Annotated in this window: 12 protein-coding genes; 4 read left to right on the top strand and 8 right to left on the bottom strand. The window is 39.1% G+C overall.

Going from position 1 to position 15,242, the window contains the following annotated elements; genetic code table 11:
• Positions 1 to 56: 56 nt before the first annotated feature.
• The 3 genes from ligA to smc all read right to left on the bottom strand — a co-directional run bounded on the left by ligA (position 57) and on the right by smc (position 6,916).
• Positions 57 to 2,132, bottom strand: coding sequence for an NAD-dependent DNA ligase LigA (ligA, locus tag AC27JP_RS11925; protein ID WP_487115341.1), 2,076 nt, complete (start codon positions 2,130 to 2,132; stop codon positions 57 to 59).
• Positions 2,133 to 2,254: 122 nt separating this feature from the next.
• The gene (gene zipA, locus AC27JP_RS11920) at positions 2,255 to 3,385 is read right to left on the bottom strand and encodes a cell division protein ZipA (protein ID WP_487115339.1); all 1,131 of its coding nucleotides are present in this window, start codon (positions 3,383 to 3,385) and stop codon (positions 2,255 to 2,257) included.
• A 27-nt stretch (positions 3,386 to 3,412) separates the two neighbouring features.
• The gene (gene smc / locus AC27JP_RS11915) at positions 3,413 to 6,916 is read right to left on the bottom strand and encodes a chromosome segregation protein SMC (RefSeq protein ID WP_487115337.1); all 3,504 of its coding nucleotides are present in this window, start codon (positions 6,914 to 6,916) and stop codon (positions 3,413 to 3,415) included.
• Between the two features lie 216 nt (positions 6,917 to 7,132).
• On the opposite strand from smc, the gene cysZ reads away from it, so the two are divergent.
• Together cysZ and AC27JP_RS11905 are read left to right on the top strand one after the other, a co-directional pair.
• Entirely contained in the window at positions 7,133 to 7,888 is a 756-nt protein-coding gene (cysZ, locus tag AC27JP_RS11910; RefSeq protein WP_487115335.1) for a sulfate transporter CysZ, read from the top strand.
• A gap of 402 nt (positions 7,889 to 8,290) precedes the next feature.
• Positions 8,291 to 8,680, top strand: coding sequence for a hypothetical protein (locus AC27JP_RS11905; RefSeq protein ID WP_487115333.1), 390 nt, complete (start codon positions 8,291 to 8,293; stop codon positions 8,678 to 8,680).
• Between the two features lie 169 nt (positions 8,681 to 8,849).
• Here AC27JP_RS11905 and AC27JP_RS11900 read toward each other — a convergent pair whose 3' ends face one another.
• A complete protein-coding gene (locus tag AC27JP_RS11900; RefSeq protein ID WP_487115331.1) occupies positions 8,850 to 10,709 on the bottom strand; it encodes a M1 family metallopeptidase in 1,860 nt (619 codons plus the stop codon).
• Between the two features lie 99 nt (positions 10,710 to 10,808).
• The gene (locus tag AC27JP_RS11895; RefSeq protein WP_487115329.1) at positions 10,809 to 11,675 is read right to left on the bottom strand and encodes an OmpA family protein; all 867 of its coding nucleotides are present in this window, start codon (positions 11,673 to 11,675) and stop codon (positions 10,809 to 10,811) included.
• 195 nt (positions 11,676 to 11,870) lie between these two features.
• Here AC27JP_RS11895 and rnt point away from each other — a divergent pair, with 195 nt between their 5' ends.
• Positions 11,871 to 12,566 (top strand): ribonuclease T, encoded by a 696-nt coding sequence (gene rnt / locus AC27JP_RS11890; RefSeq protein ID WP_487115327.1) that lies wholly within the window; start codon positions 11,871 to 11,873, stop codon positions 12,564 to 12,566.
• 56 nt (positions 12,567 to 12,622) lie between these two features.
• Here rnt and AC27JP_RS11885 read toward each other — a convergent pair whose 3' ends face one another.
• The 3 genes from AC27JP_RS11885 to AC27JP_RS11875 form a co-directional block, all read right to left on the bottom strand.
• The gene (locus tag AC27JP_RS11885; protein WP_487115325.1) at positions 12,623 to 13,000 is read right to left on the bottom strand and encodes a hypothetical protein; all 378 of its coding nucleotides are present in this window, start codon (positions 12,998 to 13,000) and stop codon (positions 12,623 to 12,625) included.
• Positions 13,001 to 13,200: 200 nt separating this feature from the next.
• Positions 13,201 to 13,806 carry a peroxiredoxin gene (locus AC27JP_RS11880; protein WP_487115323.1) on the bottom strand — a complete coding sequence of 202 codons (606 nt, stop codon included), beginning with the start codon at positions 13,804 to 13,806 and terminating at the stop codon, positions 13,201 to 13,203.
• A gap of 75 nt (positions 13,807 to 13,881) precedes the next feature.
• Positions 13,882 to 14,223, bottom strand: a complete 342-nt coding sequence (locus AC27JP_RS11875) for a Grx4 family monothiol glutaredoxin (RefSeq protein ID WP_487115321.1) — start codon at positions 14,221 to 14,223, stop codon at positions 13,882 to 13,884.
• Between the two features lie 253 nt (positions 14,224 to 14,476).
• Here AC27JP_RS11875 and sodB point away from each other — a divergent pair, with 253 nt between their 5' ends.
• A complete protein-coding gene (sodB, locus tag AC27JP_RS11870) occupies positions 14,477 to 15,058 on the top strand; it encodes a superoxide dismutase [Fe] (protein WP_487115319.1) in 582 nt (193 codons plus the stop codon).
• Positions 15,059 to 15,242 lie beyond the last annotated feature (184 nt).

Genomic DNA, 15,242 nt, shown 5'->3' with positions numbered 1-15,242 from the left:
AACAGATTACTACATTAACGCGCTTTTAATACAGTACCTTATATAATTATTTACCATTAATGCTCGACATCATACTTGTTAATCAGGGCGAGCATTTCATCTTCGGTTAATACCGAAACACCTAAGTCTTGCGCCTTAGTTAGTTTCGACCCCGCTTTTTCACCCGCAACTAAATAATGCGTTTTAGCAGAAACACTACCAGAAACCTTAGCGCCTAACGCTTGTAACGTAGCTTTTGCTTCACTACGGCCCATTTGGCTTAAGGTACCGGTTAGCACAAAAGTCTGATCTTTAAGCGGTAATTCATCATCAGTTTTTATTTCGATGGTAGGCCAAGACATAATAGCTTCAAGCTCTTCTACCACTTCGACATTGTGACTTTGAGCGAAGAAGTTAATAATATTTTTTGCCACAATCACGCCAACATCAGGCACTTGTTGCAATTGCTCTTCCGTTGCCGATTTAATGGCGTCAAAGGTAAGAAAATGCTGTGCTAAATTTGCTGCTGTTGTTTCACCAACTTCTCGAATACCTAAGGCGTAAACAAACTTTGCTAAGGTGGTATTTTTCGCTAGCACTAAACCATTAATGAGGTTTTCAGCAGACTTTTTGCCCATACGCTCCATGGTACTTACTTCAAGCTCAGTCAGTTTAAATAAGTCTGCGGGTGTTTTTATTAAGCCTTCATCAACCAATTGCTCTACTAACTTGTCACCCAAACCATCAACATCAAGTGCCTTACGTGAAGCGAAATGCTTAATGGCCTCTTTCCGCTGTGCCTGACAATATAAGCCACCAGTACAACGCAGAACCGCTTCGCCTTCGGCTTTCATCACCGCAGATTGACACACAGGACATGCTTTTGGAAAACTAATAACTTGCGCATTTTCTGGGCGACGCTCAAGCACGACACTAACAATCTGTGGAATAACATCACCTGCGCGGCGAATAATCACAGTGTCATTTATTTTTATGCCTAAGCGATTAATTTCATCTTGGTTATGCAAGGTGGCATTGCTAACTGTAACACCGCCAACAAATATCGGTTTAAGCCTTGCTACTGGTGTAATCGCTCCGGTACGTCCTACTTGGAAGTCAACCGCTTCAAGTAAGGTTAGCTCTTCTTGCGCCGGAAATTTATAGGCTGTTGCCCAACGAGGGGCACGGGCAACAAAACCTAATTCTTGCTGCAGTTCAATATCATCAACTTTAAATACTGTGCCATCGATTTCATAACTTAAGGCGTCACGTTGTTGAAGAATATCTTGATAAAACGCTTCAACATGTTCGGCGTTTTCGAGTAACTTAACCTCAGGACACATCGGTAAGCCGAGTTCTTTTATTTGACACAAACGTTGGTAATGAGAATTAGCTAACCAAGTTTCATCAATACCTTTGCCCTTTTCACCTTGTTCATCAATATTTTCATTTGCGCCAACGTAGCCAATACCATAGGCGTAGAAGGCCAAATTGCGTTTAGCGGTAATTTTTGAGTCAAGTTGACGTAAACTGCCCGCCGCGGCATTACGTGGGTTAGCAAAGCCTTTTTCACCTTTTTTAATAGCCTGTTGATTTAAGCTGTCAAAACTGGCTTTTGGCATAAAAACTTCACCACGAATTTCTAAAATATCTGGATAACTATTACCATGTAAACGCAGCGGAATTGATTTTATCGTCCGGACGTTTTCAGTAATATTTTCACCAACACTACCATCACCTCGGGTGGCTGCCTGCACAAATACACCGTTTTCGTAACGTATACTCACGGCTAAACCATCTAATTTAGGCTCGGCACAAATGGCAAAGTCATGTTCAGACTTCAACCGGTCTTTAATACGCTTAACAAATGCTTGCCATTCTTCAGCAGAGAAAACATTATCTAACGATAACATTGGTAACTGATGAGTTACTTGGCTAAATGATTTCAGCGCTGCACCACCCACTTTTTGGCTGGGCGAGTCGAGCGTTTTAAGCTGTGGATATTCAGTCTCTAAAGTTAACAATTCACGCATTAACCGATCGTATTCCGCATCAGGAACACTAGGTTCATCGAGGACATAATACTGATGATTATATTGATGAATTAGCTGACAAATTTCAGCAATGCGATTAGCGGTTACTTTCTCAGACATATATTTGCTCAGACATAGTTAGTTAACTTAGATAATTTACCTTAAGGTAATAAAAGTGATTTGATTCAACAGGGCAAGAATACAATAGCTATGCCCTGCTGATATGATAATTTAAAAGAATGCTAGAATGAACCGATGCGACTTTTGCGCTCAAATTCACGAATTATGCCTTTATAATGTTGTTCGGTTTGTTTGGTCATAACGCTACGTTTGTCATCAAGTAATTGCGCTTTAAACTCAACAGCCAATTGCTTTGCGGCATTTAACATTTGCTCAAACACTTCAAAGGCGTCGCCAGTATTCGGTAAGGTCATAAACAGCGTGATGCCTTGGGTGCTAAAGTTTTCAATATCGTCAAGGTCAAATGTCCCAGGATTCATCATATTCGCCAGACTAAATGTCACCTGACCATTGCCAGCGTTATCCTGATGACGATGGAAAATGTTCATCTCTCCGTACTTTAAGCCTAAAGTTAACAATGTTGGCAATAATGCGGCTCCAGACATAGCTTGTCCTTCGGGCATAACAACAGAAAGTACAATCACTTGTGGTTCTATTTCGATCTTTTGTTCCGCTACTTTAGGCTCAGTTGCCGACATTGTCGGCATATCATCAATCGCTTCATCACCAAAATTAATTTCCATTTGGTTACGCTTAATTGCTGATTTACGAACATTCTTCTTTCGTGCGGTAGGCTTTGCTACCTCAACTTGCGGTTTAGCATGAGTCACTGGCTGCTGATAAACTGGCTCAGGCTCTGGTTTCGCACTTTCTTGAGGCGCTAGTTTTTCTTCAGCCTTTACTTCTGCTGCAGGTGTTGACTCGGGGAAAAAGTCTTCTTCATAGTTAGGCGCATCAGATAAAGCTTGCTGCTTTAAGTGTTCGGGCACTTCTTCTGTCTCGTTGAGCAAAGCACCAAAGTTAAGCCCTTGTTCTTTTTCTTCAAATGTTGCCGAAGGCACAGTGTCGGGCATAGGTTTGTCGCTATGAAATTCTGCGCTATCTTCAACAAAATGTGATTTTACAGTTTCATCATGCAACGGATTATTACCAACCACTTTAGGTTTACTGACCCCGTCTTGGTCAAAACCTGAGCCATCAAAACCTCGTGACTCAGGTGCTACAGGCTCATCCTTAGTTTTTAACTTATAAGGATTCTTCTGTTTTCTAATGGTCCAATAACCATGAATGAATATAGCTGCTATCACAATAGCACTGATAATAATTAATGTGTTTCTGAAATTATCTTCCATTACCTAGCCTATTCTTATACTTTCTTTTTATGCTTCTGACATAGCGACAGCTTCATCAATATCAACCGCAACCATACGTGAAACGCCAGGTTCAAACATAGTTACACCGGTTAAATGTGAAGCCATCTCCATCGCTATTTTATTATGACTGATATATATAAATTGTACCGTTTGCGACATTTCTTGCACTAGATTACAAAATCGGCTGACATTGGCATCATCAAGTGGTGCATCAACTTCATCCAATAAACAAAACGGCGCAGGGTTAAGCCGAAAAATAGCAAAGACTAATGATAATGCGGTCAGCGCTTTTTCTCCACCAGATAATAGATGTATTGTGCTATTTTTTTTACCTGGTGGCCTTGCCATTATAGTAACCCCTGTATCTAACAGGTCTTCGCCGGTTAATGCTAAATAAGCTTGCCCACCACCAAATACCTTTGGAAACAGTTTTTGCAAGTCATTATTTACCTGATCAAACGTCAGTTTAAATTTATGTCGACTCTCTCTATCTATTTTTGCAATTGCCGATTCAAGCGTCGCAATCGCGCTATTAAGATCTTGATCTTGTTGATCTAAATAGTTTTTACGTTCAAATTGCGTTTCATATTCTTCAATTGCGGCTAAGTTAATTGCCCCTAATAACTGAATGTCTTTTGCAAATTTAGTCAATTGCGCTTGCCATAATGACTCTTTTGCGTGCTCAGGCATGTCAGCAATAACACTATCGATGTTTTGCTGCAATTCGGTCAAGACCTCCATGGCACTTTCTGCGCGTAATTTAAAGCCTTCACTATCAAGCTGCAAACGGGCCAGCTGCTCATTAAGGGTACTGACCTTGTTTTGACTGGTTTTCACCGCAAGCTCTATTGCTGACAGTTGTGTTTGACTATCATTCAGCACTTTTTGATTAAATTGTAACTTTTCATTAATTGCCGATAAATTATCAAGCCATTGCGGTAAGTTTTGCTCAAATTCCTGTAACGGCGTATTGCTTTCATTTACCACTTGGCGGTTAGTGGCAACTCTTTGCGTCAAAATATTAATATTTTCTTGATTAGCACGAATTGTTTGCTCTCGTTGCGCCTGCTGGCTTTTTAGCTGTTCTATTGTTAGACCAAATTGATGACGCTGACGATACAGCTCTTGGCTGCGCTGTTGAATTTGTTCTATAACAATTTGTAATTCGGATTGTTGCTGAGAATAATCCTTCGTTGCACTGTCATCACGAGACAATAGTGATAACTGCTGCTGTGATGCGACTAACTGCTGTTGTGCGGCATTTTCATTTCGAATTTCACTGTCAATTTGTCCTAACAAGCTTTCTCGTTCACGCTGATGATGCTGTTGCTCTTGTTGATGTAACGACAACATATTTTCAATTTGGTGTCGCTGATGTTGTTGTTGCTCTATTTCAGTTTGTGCAGCAACTTTGTCTTGCTGACCTTGATTCAGTTGCTCAGCCGTTTTGTTTTGCTGTTTTTCTAGGCTATGTTGCTGCTCAAGCAATGCTTGTAGTTGCGCTTGCTCAGACGCTAATTCACGCTGCAGACTGATATAATCATAGCCTTGCTCAAACTTACCTTTGCTGAGCATTTGTTGACTCAGCCAAGTGCCATCAGGACAAATAATACTTTGATGGCTTGCTATATTCGGTAATTGCAATCTTGCATCACTATAGTCACTTGCAAGTAAGATATTATTAAACCAAGGGATAAGTTGATTAACGCCGGAGACTTTATTGGCTAAACTTTTGTTGTTTATTTTAATTGATGCGGTTTGTTTAGCTGTTTGCTCAATAGCATTAGACTTAAAAATAAAACACAGTGTTTGTGCCGATAAGTTTTTTCCATCATCTGCAGCGGGTAGTAGATCAATAACGTGACCTGCCATTGCGTGTGATAAAACGGTTTCAACAGCAAATTCCCAGCCAGGGGTGACCTTAAGCTGACTTTGCATACTTTCAAAAGCAGAAATTTTCTGCTGAACAAACCATTGTTCTTGATTTTGGCTCCATAACGACTTATCAGCTAATTTAGCGTCGATAGCGCCAATAATTTGCTTTTTAACCGCTTGCTGAGCAGCGAGCTTTGATAATTGCTGATTAAACTCTTGGGCTTGGGCCGTCAACCGTTCTTCAGTAACACTAATGTCACTTACCTGTGTTTGTAAACGCTCAATAGCCACTGTTAGCTGTTTATTTTCTTTTTGCTGTGAGGTGAGCTCTTGAGTATTTTTTTCTGGCAGCTCTGCAAGCTTTACTTTAAGTGCGCTAACTCGAGTTTTCGTTTGTGCTAAAATTGTTTGTTGCTGAGTAATGTCTGCGTGAATGCTCAATTTTTTCTGTTGATAGTCATCACGAGCTTGTTCTTGCTGTTGCCAGACAGCATGCAATTGCTTTTGTTTTTTTTGTTGCTGCGCTAATGCCTTTTCATTGCCATCTAATTCTGCTTCGGTGGCATGTAATTTCGGTTGCTGCTCAGCTAATTGTTTAACGCATTGTTGCAATTGCTCTTGCTCAGTTAAAATTAATTGCTGAGCATTTAACAATTGCTGCTGAGTAAGCACATTGTCTGATTGCGACTTTTCCGCTTGCTCTTTTAAATGCTTTATATTTTGCTCTGCGCGGGTAATGTCTTGCGTCAGATTAAGCTTTTGTTGCTGTAAAGTTTGATTGTTATCATTGCAGCTAACCACCGCATCTTTTAAGGTAATAATCGTCAGTTCATGCTGACTTATCTGAGCATTTTGCCCGGCGACTTTACTTTCAATTTCAACGATACGTTTTTGATGTTGTTCTCTTTGTAAATCAAATTTTTGCCAACGCAATACGGCAAGTTCAGCTTTATATTTACGTTCTTGTTGTTTCAGCGTACGAAAACGTTTCGCGGCTTCAGCTTGCTGGTGTAATTTATCAATTTGTATATCAAGTTCGACACGGATATCACTTAAGCGTGCTAGGTTTTCTCGGGTGTGACGAATGCGAGTTTCGGTCTCTTTTCGGCGCTCTTTATACTTAGAAATGCCGGCGGCTTCTTCAATAAAAACCCTTAACTCTTGCGGCTTCGATTCAATTAAACGAGAAATAGTGCCCTGTTCAATAATGGCATAACTTCTAGGCCCTAAGCCTGTGCCAAGAAAAATATCGGTAATATCCCGTCGACGACATTTAGAACCATTTAGAAAATAAGTATTAGTCCCTTCGCGATTGACCACACGGCGCACAGAAACTTGGCTGCGATCAGCCATATTTCCCTGAATCCGACCTTGGGTATTGTCAAAAACTAACTCAACACTCGCTTGACCAATAGGTTTACGACTTGCAGCACCGTTGAAAATAACATCGGTCATGGCATCGCCACGCAAATTCTTAGCAGAACTTTCGCCTAATACCCAGCGAACGGCATCAATAATATTTGATTTCCCACAACCGTTAGGTCCAACAATTGCGGTCATTTGCTGTTCAAATGGTACCTTTGTTGGATCGACAAATGATTTAAAACCTGCCAATTTTATATGCTTAAGTCGCATTAAATCGAATAACCTAGTTGTTGCTATTTATTATTAAAATTTCATCAAAAAATGACAAAATTTAACCAATTAAAAAGAAATAAGTGAAAATCAGTATAACTGCCGCCACTGTAGCAGAGATTGATGTACTTTGTAACATCACAATGCTGTTCATATGCGGGCAAGGATCCTATAATCGAGCTATGAATATCAACTAGTTAGGTTAATAAAACAGCAATGAACAACAATTACAATCCCCCTTTAGCAAATGGTGGAGCTGGTTACTTTATCAAAGGTTTTGAGCTAATTCGTACGCCCGGTATTCGCCGTTTTGTTTTTATTCCATTGACTGTCAACCTGATACTTTTTGCCAGTGCCTTCTATTATATGTTTTTGCAGCTAGAAAGTTACATGCTGACCATTGAAGACTGGCTTGGTGACTCATTTGCTTGGTTAAGTAATTTTATTTGGCCGTTAGCGATACTATTCGCTTTGATTATTTTCTCATTTATCTTCAGCTCAGTGGCTAACTGGATTGCCGCACCCTTTAACGGACTGTTGTCAGAAAAAGTTGAAGCACTGTTAACCGGGCAATCATTAAATGACGGTGGTGCCTTAGATGTGGTTAAGGACATACCTCGTACATTAGGGCGTGAAGTCAGCAAACTTGGCTATTATTTACCGCGCGCGATTGGCTTTTTTTTGCTGTATTGGATATTACCTGTGATTGGACAAGTGCTTTGGTTTTTATTTCTCGCTTGGATGATGGCGGTGCAATATAAAGATTATCCATTCGATAACCACAAAATTAGCTTTAGAGAAATGTGTCATGCATTAAAGCAGCGACAAGGATTAAGTTACAGTTTCGGTATTACCACGGCAATATTCTCAATGGTCCCATTTATTAACTTAGTCGTTATGCCAGTCGCTATTTGTGGCGCAACCGCACTATGGGTCGACCATTACCGAGAAGATTTCGTTGACCGTTCATAAAAATTAAATAGTAATCAATATGTTAATAAGTTTTAAGCAAAACGAACAAGCAGCAAACAATTTTTGATGCTTGTTCGAGCATACGTTTAAATTACCTCCATTAGCTAAATAACCTAAGTTCGTGATAAGCAAAATGCTGCAGCAATGCTATTAAAGCCTATTTCTGCGTTGTTCAAGCTGCCAATAACTCGTTATTGGGCACACTTAAACGCCTTGAACTCGACATAAATACCGCTACTGTCGATTGAGTGTTGATAATGCTTTGACATAGTTATGTTTTTCATTCTCATTATCCCGAATTCAGGTTAAATAAAGCTTTTCAGCTAAAATTTGACAGAAAAAAATTCAACGTGCACACTGTTCATCGTAGCTATTACATTGAAAATTAATAAGGATCTGGTGATGCAACCACTGCGTTTAAATTTAAGAAGACCATTTTTAAGCAGCATATTTTTTCTGTTTACCCATAGTACGCTAGCTAATGCAGAAGCGATTGACGCGGAAACAGCAAAGGCAAAAAAGATTGAGATCCCGGTGCTTGAAGGCGCACGTATTTTTGCTCAATTTGACGATAAGGCACCTGCCGTTATCAATTACTTCACCACTAAAACTGAACAATCTGTGCTCGACTTTTACCAAGAAAGCTACGGTGAGCCGGTTGCACAAGAGCGAAAACGTGGACGCTTAACCGTAAACTACATAAAAGCACAACAACAAATTCGAGTGGTTATTTCACAACAAAACAATATGCGTCAGGTTGATGTCATCGTTGATAAAAACAGTGAAATATAAAAATGGAATAAAAATGGCAAAATATTTTACCTAATTTGTATCGCTAATTTGAACATTCAATCACAAAAAAACACCGCTTAATGCGGTGTTTTTTTTACTCTTTTGTTTATCACCTTGCTGAGTAATTATCGACAAAACGTCACCAAATTACATTCACCGGCAAAACAAATTAATTTAATAATATAGCGTCAACCGTACCTTGTGCTAAAGGATGGTAACCAGGACGCGCTTTCTCATATACGCCTTGTGCCCATTGCTTACCTTCAGCTGATTTAGCTAATTCTTTATACAGAGGCACAATCAGTTTACGGCGACCAATTGACTCTAAGTAGTCCGCCATTGCGGGATATACCACATCATAACCTGAGCGTAGCGCTAATAAATACCAAGCATGAGCAACTTCAGCATTAGTACTATTGGTTAAGTTATAAGCTTGATCTAAACTTGCCATACGGTCTGTTGAAATATCTAGCGGTAAGTTATTAATAAAGTGCAACCACTCGTGTAGCGTCCAAGTTTTTGTCGGCATTTGTGCCAATTCAAGCTGACCGCTAGTCCATTGAGTTATGTAGTCATCAACAATAACAAATGCATCTGAAGTAGGTTTAGGTGTGTAACTTGGTAAACCTTGTTCGTAAATCCACTCATTCACTTCTTCATCACTCACAATACCGGCATATTTATGGGTAAGGTTAGCGTGTAAGTATTTAACAAAGTTTTTAGTGCCTAAACTTTCAAAGGCATGATCATCAAAGTATTGCATGATAAAGGTATCGAACTTTTCACGACCGAATTTTTCTTCCAAATAAACTAAAAACAACTGTCCTTTAGTATATGGAACACCAGAAAAAGCATCGTCAGGGTCGCGACCATTTAAATCAATAAATAACTGCGTATCACCTGGTGGTAATTCAGCAATTTCATAACTTAAATTTTGTGCATCTAAGGCACGTTCCATGACAGCACGATCGGCACCAAATACCGCTTCCATAATACGGTTTTCAACGTAACTGGTGAAACCTTCATTTAACCATAAGTCATGCCAGCTTTCGTTGGTAACTAAGTTACCTGACCAAGAATGGGCTAATTCATGAGCGATTAAGTTAACTAAGCTTTTATCACCAGCAACAACGGTTGGTGTGATAAATGATAAGCGTGGATTTTCCATACCACCAAACGGGAAACTTGGCGGTAAAATAAGTAAGTCATAACGACCCCAGCGATAAGCGCCAAAAAGTTTTTCGGTTTCATCGATCATCACTTGGGTATCATCAAACTCAGCCACAGCACGGTCTAAAATATATTGCTCTGCATAGATACCGGTTTGTTCACTCATGGCTTTAAATTGTAAATCACCAACACCAATAGCAATTAAGTAAGCTGGAATAGCTTGTGGCATTGAAAACGAGTAATCGCCATCACGTTTTGTATCAGGCACATTATTCGCGCTCATTACCGCTAATAAATCATCTGATGTGGTAATGCGGGCATTATAAGTCATGCGTACGCTAGGGGTATCTTGAATAGGTATCCATGAACGGGCATGAATCGCTTGGCTTTGACTAAACATAAAAGGTTTGTCTTTGCCTGCTGTTTGTTCAGGAGATAACCATTGTAGCCCTGAAGCTTGTGGCAATGAGTTATAATAAACTCTTAGCATTGGTGTTTGAAATGAAGTTTTTACCGTCAGTTTTGACCCCATTACGTCATCACGTTTACCTAAAGTAAATGCAACATTACGCCATTGGCCATTAGCCGCTTTTGCCATCACTCGGTGCACTTCTAGATCACGAGTATCTAAATAAACATTAGCAACATCATTACTAAGCCAATTTAAGCTTAATTCAGCAAAACCTTTGAGAGACTTTTCTTCAAAATCCACCGCTAAATCTAAATATAAATGGCTAACCTTAACTTGATCATAATTTGCATAAGTTAAAGCGTCATTGACTTGTGCCATAGCTAATTGCGCCCAAGCAAGCTGAGCAATACAGCAAATAGTGGCAACAAAACGAATAAAAATTTTCATAAATTGTATCCAAAACGAAAGAGGCCTGTAGATTACAGCGAATCTACAGGCCTCTTCAAGTACTAATTATGGCTTAAATGGCGTTGGTTGCCTAAATATCTATGGTTGCTCCATGCGAATAACCACACGACGGTTTTTGCTTCGGCCTATAATGGTGGCATTAGAGGCAACATGGCGTTTTTCTCCGTAGCCGTCCGCTTCGATACGACTGGCGTCAATACCACTACTGACAATTAAATCTTTTACTTTATTGGCTCTTCGCTGCGACATTTTCAGGTTGGTATTTCTACCACCATAGCTATCCGAATAACCGTCAATTAATACTAACTCTAATTCCGGATCTAGAGCTAAGTATTCAACAATCATATTCATGCGCTTTTGCGATGCTTTGGTCAATTTGTCTGAGCCAAATTGATAGTTAAGCACGGTATAGGAAATATCTTCGAAACTAAAGTCGAGTAAATTACCAACACAACTAACAAAGTCTTGGTAAGCTTGTTGAAAACGTGCAGTTGAAAGACCGACACTAATTTTTTCGTTATCACTGTACCAATCATTGTAATAAAACGTTGGGCTCATGCCTTGATCAAGTTCATTAAGCATGTTCCAAGCAATTTTCTTCGACAAACTTGGCGAGAATTGCTTATGTAACTTCATATCCGCTATCGTACGTCCTGAGATACCAGGGCGCCAGTTGGGTGCTTCAGAGCGTACTTCAGCCAGCGAATAGCTGTCTGGTAACCGCATCATGTCGAGTTCAAATTCCATATTCATTTTTCGATTGGCTGAACTATAAAATTTAGCTTCGCCATAACGCGGAATTTGGTGTGATAAGGTGCATTGCAGACGAGAATTATTGGTTAACTGCCAATTTGAGTTTTCTATATCGGCACGATACTGCCGGATGCCTGCATTTGCTTGGGCAACAATTAGCGATAAGGTAACTAAGGTAAGAATTCTTTTCATAACAATAATCTTCATGCCCATGAATCTAATTTAAATAGCGACATTCATTCTATCGACACTATTAACAATAACTTTAACAGTAAAATGGTATTTGCCAAAATTAAATTGTCTGCATACTGTTTTCTATGATGTCTTACTCGTCAGTTTCTGAGATAATCAACATAATTTATTATTTAAGCTAATATCATCAAATTTATGTCTGACAACTCAACTGCTACAAAATCAACTTCCGACAAATCATTATTTGCACAACGCTTTCGCGGTTATTTCCCGGTAGTTATTGATGTTGAAACCGCGGGCTTTAATGCCCAAACCGATGCATTGTTAGAAATTGCCGCGACGACATTATCGTTAGATGAAAACACGGGTCGATTTAGTTTAGATGAAACGATTCACTTTAATGTTGACCCGTTTGAAGGGGCAAACTTAGAGCCAGCGGCATTAGAATTTACAGGCATAGATCCAACCAACCCATTGCGCGGTGCGGTTGAAGAGAAAAAAGCATTAACCGAAATATTTAAGTTAGTACGAAAAAAAATGAAAGCGGCCGGTTGCCAGCGCGCTATTATGGTGGCACACAATGCCGCGTTTGATTTAGGCTTTGTTAATTCCGCCACGGAACGATGTGCAATAAAACGTTCGCCTTTTCATCCCTTTGTCAGTTTTGACACCACCACCCTTTCCGGTTTAGCGCTTGGTCAAACCGTACTGGCAAAAGCTTGTGCGACTGCGGGGCTCGACTTTAATAATAACGAAGCACATTCCGCTCTTTACGACACTGAAAAAACCGCTGAACTGTTTTGTTATATCGTCAATAAATGGCAGCAATTGGGTGGTTGGCCGCTAGCAGATGTTACGGCTAACGCCGAGCAAGAACCAGCGACGAATTAACTAAACAATTTTCGCGAATTCTAAGCCATGGAAATCATATAGCCGAAGCATTAGGATTAGAATAACGACTTAGCTTTTCGGCGGTTATTAATTCTGAACAGCAAATTTCTTAAAGCAAAAATCATCAAACAAAATGCTAAAAACTGTAATGCGGGTTTATCAGTTTTTAGCACTAATATCATCGCAATGGCAAAATAACCGTATGGTAAATACTCATAGATAATTAAAGGTAAGGTCTGTTTATTATTTTTATTCTCTTTGAAGCGATCGACTCGACGATAGCCTGAACGCGTCACCAAGGTAATGCAGCCAGCACAATAAAATAACCCTGCCGAAACAAATACTACCCAAGAGTGATAAAAAGCGAGTAGATAAGCACAAACTAAAAAATATAAATAAGGTAAGTTTTCGTAAATAACTTTTGGAAAAAACACTAAACCTCCTTTTAGTTCTAATCAAGTTAACAGCAGCCCTACTATTTGTTTTAGCACAATAATTTAGTTTTTGTCATAAAACTTAAACCAATGACTTTATAAACCTTCACTATTTATTAGTGCTTAATGCAGCAAATTCTAGTCATAAAAAAAGCCGCAATAAAGCGGCTTTTTCACTGAAAACTTTAATTAGTTATTCATTAAAGTGTGTCAGCATTATCAGTAAGGTAAGAAGCAACACCTTCTGGAGAAGCTGTCATACCTTTATCACCTTTGTTCCAACCTGCTGGACATACTTCACCGTGCTCTTGGTGGAATTGTAATGCATCTACCATACGGATCATTTCATCAACGTTACGACCTAAAGGTAAGTCATTAACTACTTGATGACGAACGTTACCTTCTTCATCAATTAAGAAAGAACCACGGAATGCAACGCCAGCTTCTGGATGCTCAACGTCATATGCTTGACAAATTTCATGTTTAACATCAGCAACTAAAGTGTATTGAACTGGGCCAATACCACCGTCGTTTACTGCTGTGTTACGCCATGCGTTGTGAGAGAACTGTGAATCAATAGAAACACCAATAACTTCAACACCACGGCTTTTGAATTCTTCCATGCGGTGATCAAAAGCTAAAAGCTCAGAAGGACAAACAAAAGTAAAATCAAGTGGGTAGAAAAATACTACTGCTTTTTTACCTTTAATCGCTTCAGCTAGATTAAAGCTATCTACAATCTCACCTGAACCTAAAACTGCCGCTGCAGTAAAATCTGGTGCTGGACGACCGACTAATACACTCATTATATTCTCCAATATTTATTTTTTGTTTTACGTTAACATCACCTAGTATGGTGACGTTAACTTATAATTCAATGGCTATTCTGCACTTTCTTGTGAACTGTGCTTAGCTGCAGTTTCTTTGATTAAGGTTTGCAATTCACCTTGCTGATACATTTCCATAATAATGTCACAACCGCCAACAAGTTCGCCATCAACCCACAATTGTGGAAAGGTTGGCCAGTCGGCATATTTTGGTAATTCAGCGCGGATATCAGGATTTTGTAAAATATCTACATAAGCGAACTTTTCACCACAAGACATGATAGCTTGCGACGCTTGTGAAGAGAAACCACAACTTGGCAATTTCGGAGAGCCTTTCATATATAAAAGGATTGTGTTTTCACTGATTTGTTCTTTAATACGTTCGATAGTATCCATAATAACCTCAAAAATTAATATCTATTGCGCTCAATACTTAATGTAAATACACAGAACAGTAAATACTAAAGCAAAAAATTTATATATTAAAACATAATAGCCTTGATAAAACCTATGGTAATACCTATATATTTGGGTAAACTATGTAAGCTTTAATAATACCCGAGTAGTTTACTAGGTTTTAGAAAAAAACAAACTACTTCTTTACGTTTGCATAAGAATAAATTTTTATAATCATATCCTGGAGAATATAATGGCTATCGAATTACCTGCACTACCATATGCAATGGATGCCCTAGCACCACACATTTCACAAGAAACACTAGAGTTTCACTATGGTAAGCACCACAACACCTACGTTGTAAAATTAAACGGCCTGATTGAAGGCACTGATTTTGAAGGTAAGTCTTTAGAAGATATCGTTAAGTCATCTTCTGCTGGTGTTTTCAACAACGCGGCACAAATATGGAACCACACCTTTTACTGGAACAGCTTAAGCCCAAATGGTGGCGGCGAACCAACAGGTGCTTTAGCTGACGCGATCAATGCAAATTTCGGTTCTTTTGCTGAATTTAAAGCGAAATTTACTGATAGTGCTATCAACAACTTTGGTTCAAGCTGGACTTGGTTAGTTAAAAATGCTGACGGCAGCTTAGCAATTGTAAACACGTCGAATGCCGCTACACCATTAACTGATGAAGGTGTCACACCACTTTTAACAGTCGATTTATGGGAACATGCTTACTACATTGATTACCGTAACCTTCGTCCAAACTACATGGAAGGTTTCTGGGCATTAGCAAACTGGGATTTTGCAACAGCAAACTTCGCATAACCTTAGCAATTAGCTCATTTGAAAAAATAAAAAGCCAGAATTTATTCTGGCTTTTTTTACCACTAAAATTTTAACAATCCTCCAAAGTTAATCGTTTATTCAACAACATAGCCTCCCTTTCTTTTTTCTATAGTTACAATTTATTTCGTTATTTTTTAACGACTTTATAAATTTACAACTACGC

The sequence above is a fragment of the Colwellia sp. SU-HH01172 genome (assembly GCF_057553355.1).
This window is presented reverse-complemented; position numbering and strand designations above follow the sequence as displayed.

Bases quoted from the DNA above. Each gene is read 5' to 3' on its own strand.
- rnt (WP_487115327.1), top strand. From the start codon at position 11,871: ATGTCTGACAACTCAACTGCTACAAAATCAACTTCCGACAAATCATTA.
- AC27JP_RS11895 (WP_487115329.1), bottom strand. From the start codon at position 11,675: ATGAAAAGAATTCTTACCTTAGTTACCTTATCGCTAATTGTTGCCCAA.
- sodB (WP_487115319.1), top strand. From the start codon at position 14,477: ATGGCTATCGAATTACCTGCACTACCATATGCAATGGATGCCCTAGCA.
- AC27JP_RS11880 (WP_487115323.1), bottom strand. From the start codon at position 13,806: ATGAGTGTATTAGTCGGTCGTCCAGCACCAGATTTTACTGCAGCGGCA.
- zipA (WP_487115339.1), bottom strand. From the start codon at position 3,385: ATGGAAGATAATTTCAGAAACACATTAATTATTATCAGTGCTATTGTG.
- smc (WP_487115337.1), bottom strand. From the start codon at position 6,916: ATGCGACTTAAGCATATAAAATTGGCAGGTTTTAAATCATTTGTCGAT.
- cysZ (WP_487115335.1), top strand. From the start codon at position 7,133: ATGAACAACAATTACAATCCCCCTTTAGCAAATGGTGGAGCTGGTTAC.
- AC27JP_RS11875 (WP_487115321.1), bottom strand. From the start codon at position 14,223: ATGGATACTATCGAACGTATTAAAGAACAAATCAGTGAAAACACAATC.
- AC27JP_RS11905 (WP_487115333.1), top strand. From the start codon at position 8,291: ATGCAACCACTGCGTTTAAATTTAAGAAGACCATTTTTAAGCAGCATA.
- AC27JP_RS11900 (WP_487115331.1), bottom strand. From the start codon at position 10,709: ATGAAAATTTTTATTCGTTTTGTTGCCACTATTTGCTGTATTGCTCAG.
- ligA (WP_487115341.1), bottom strand. From the start codon at position 2,132: ATGTCTGAGAAAGTAACCGCTAATCGCATTGCTGAAATTTGTCAGCTA.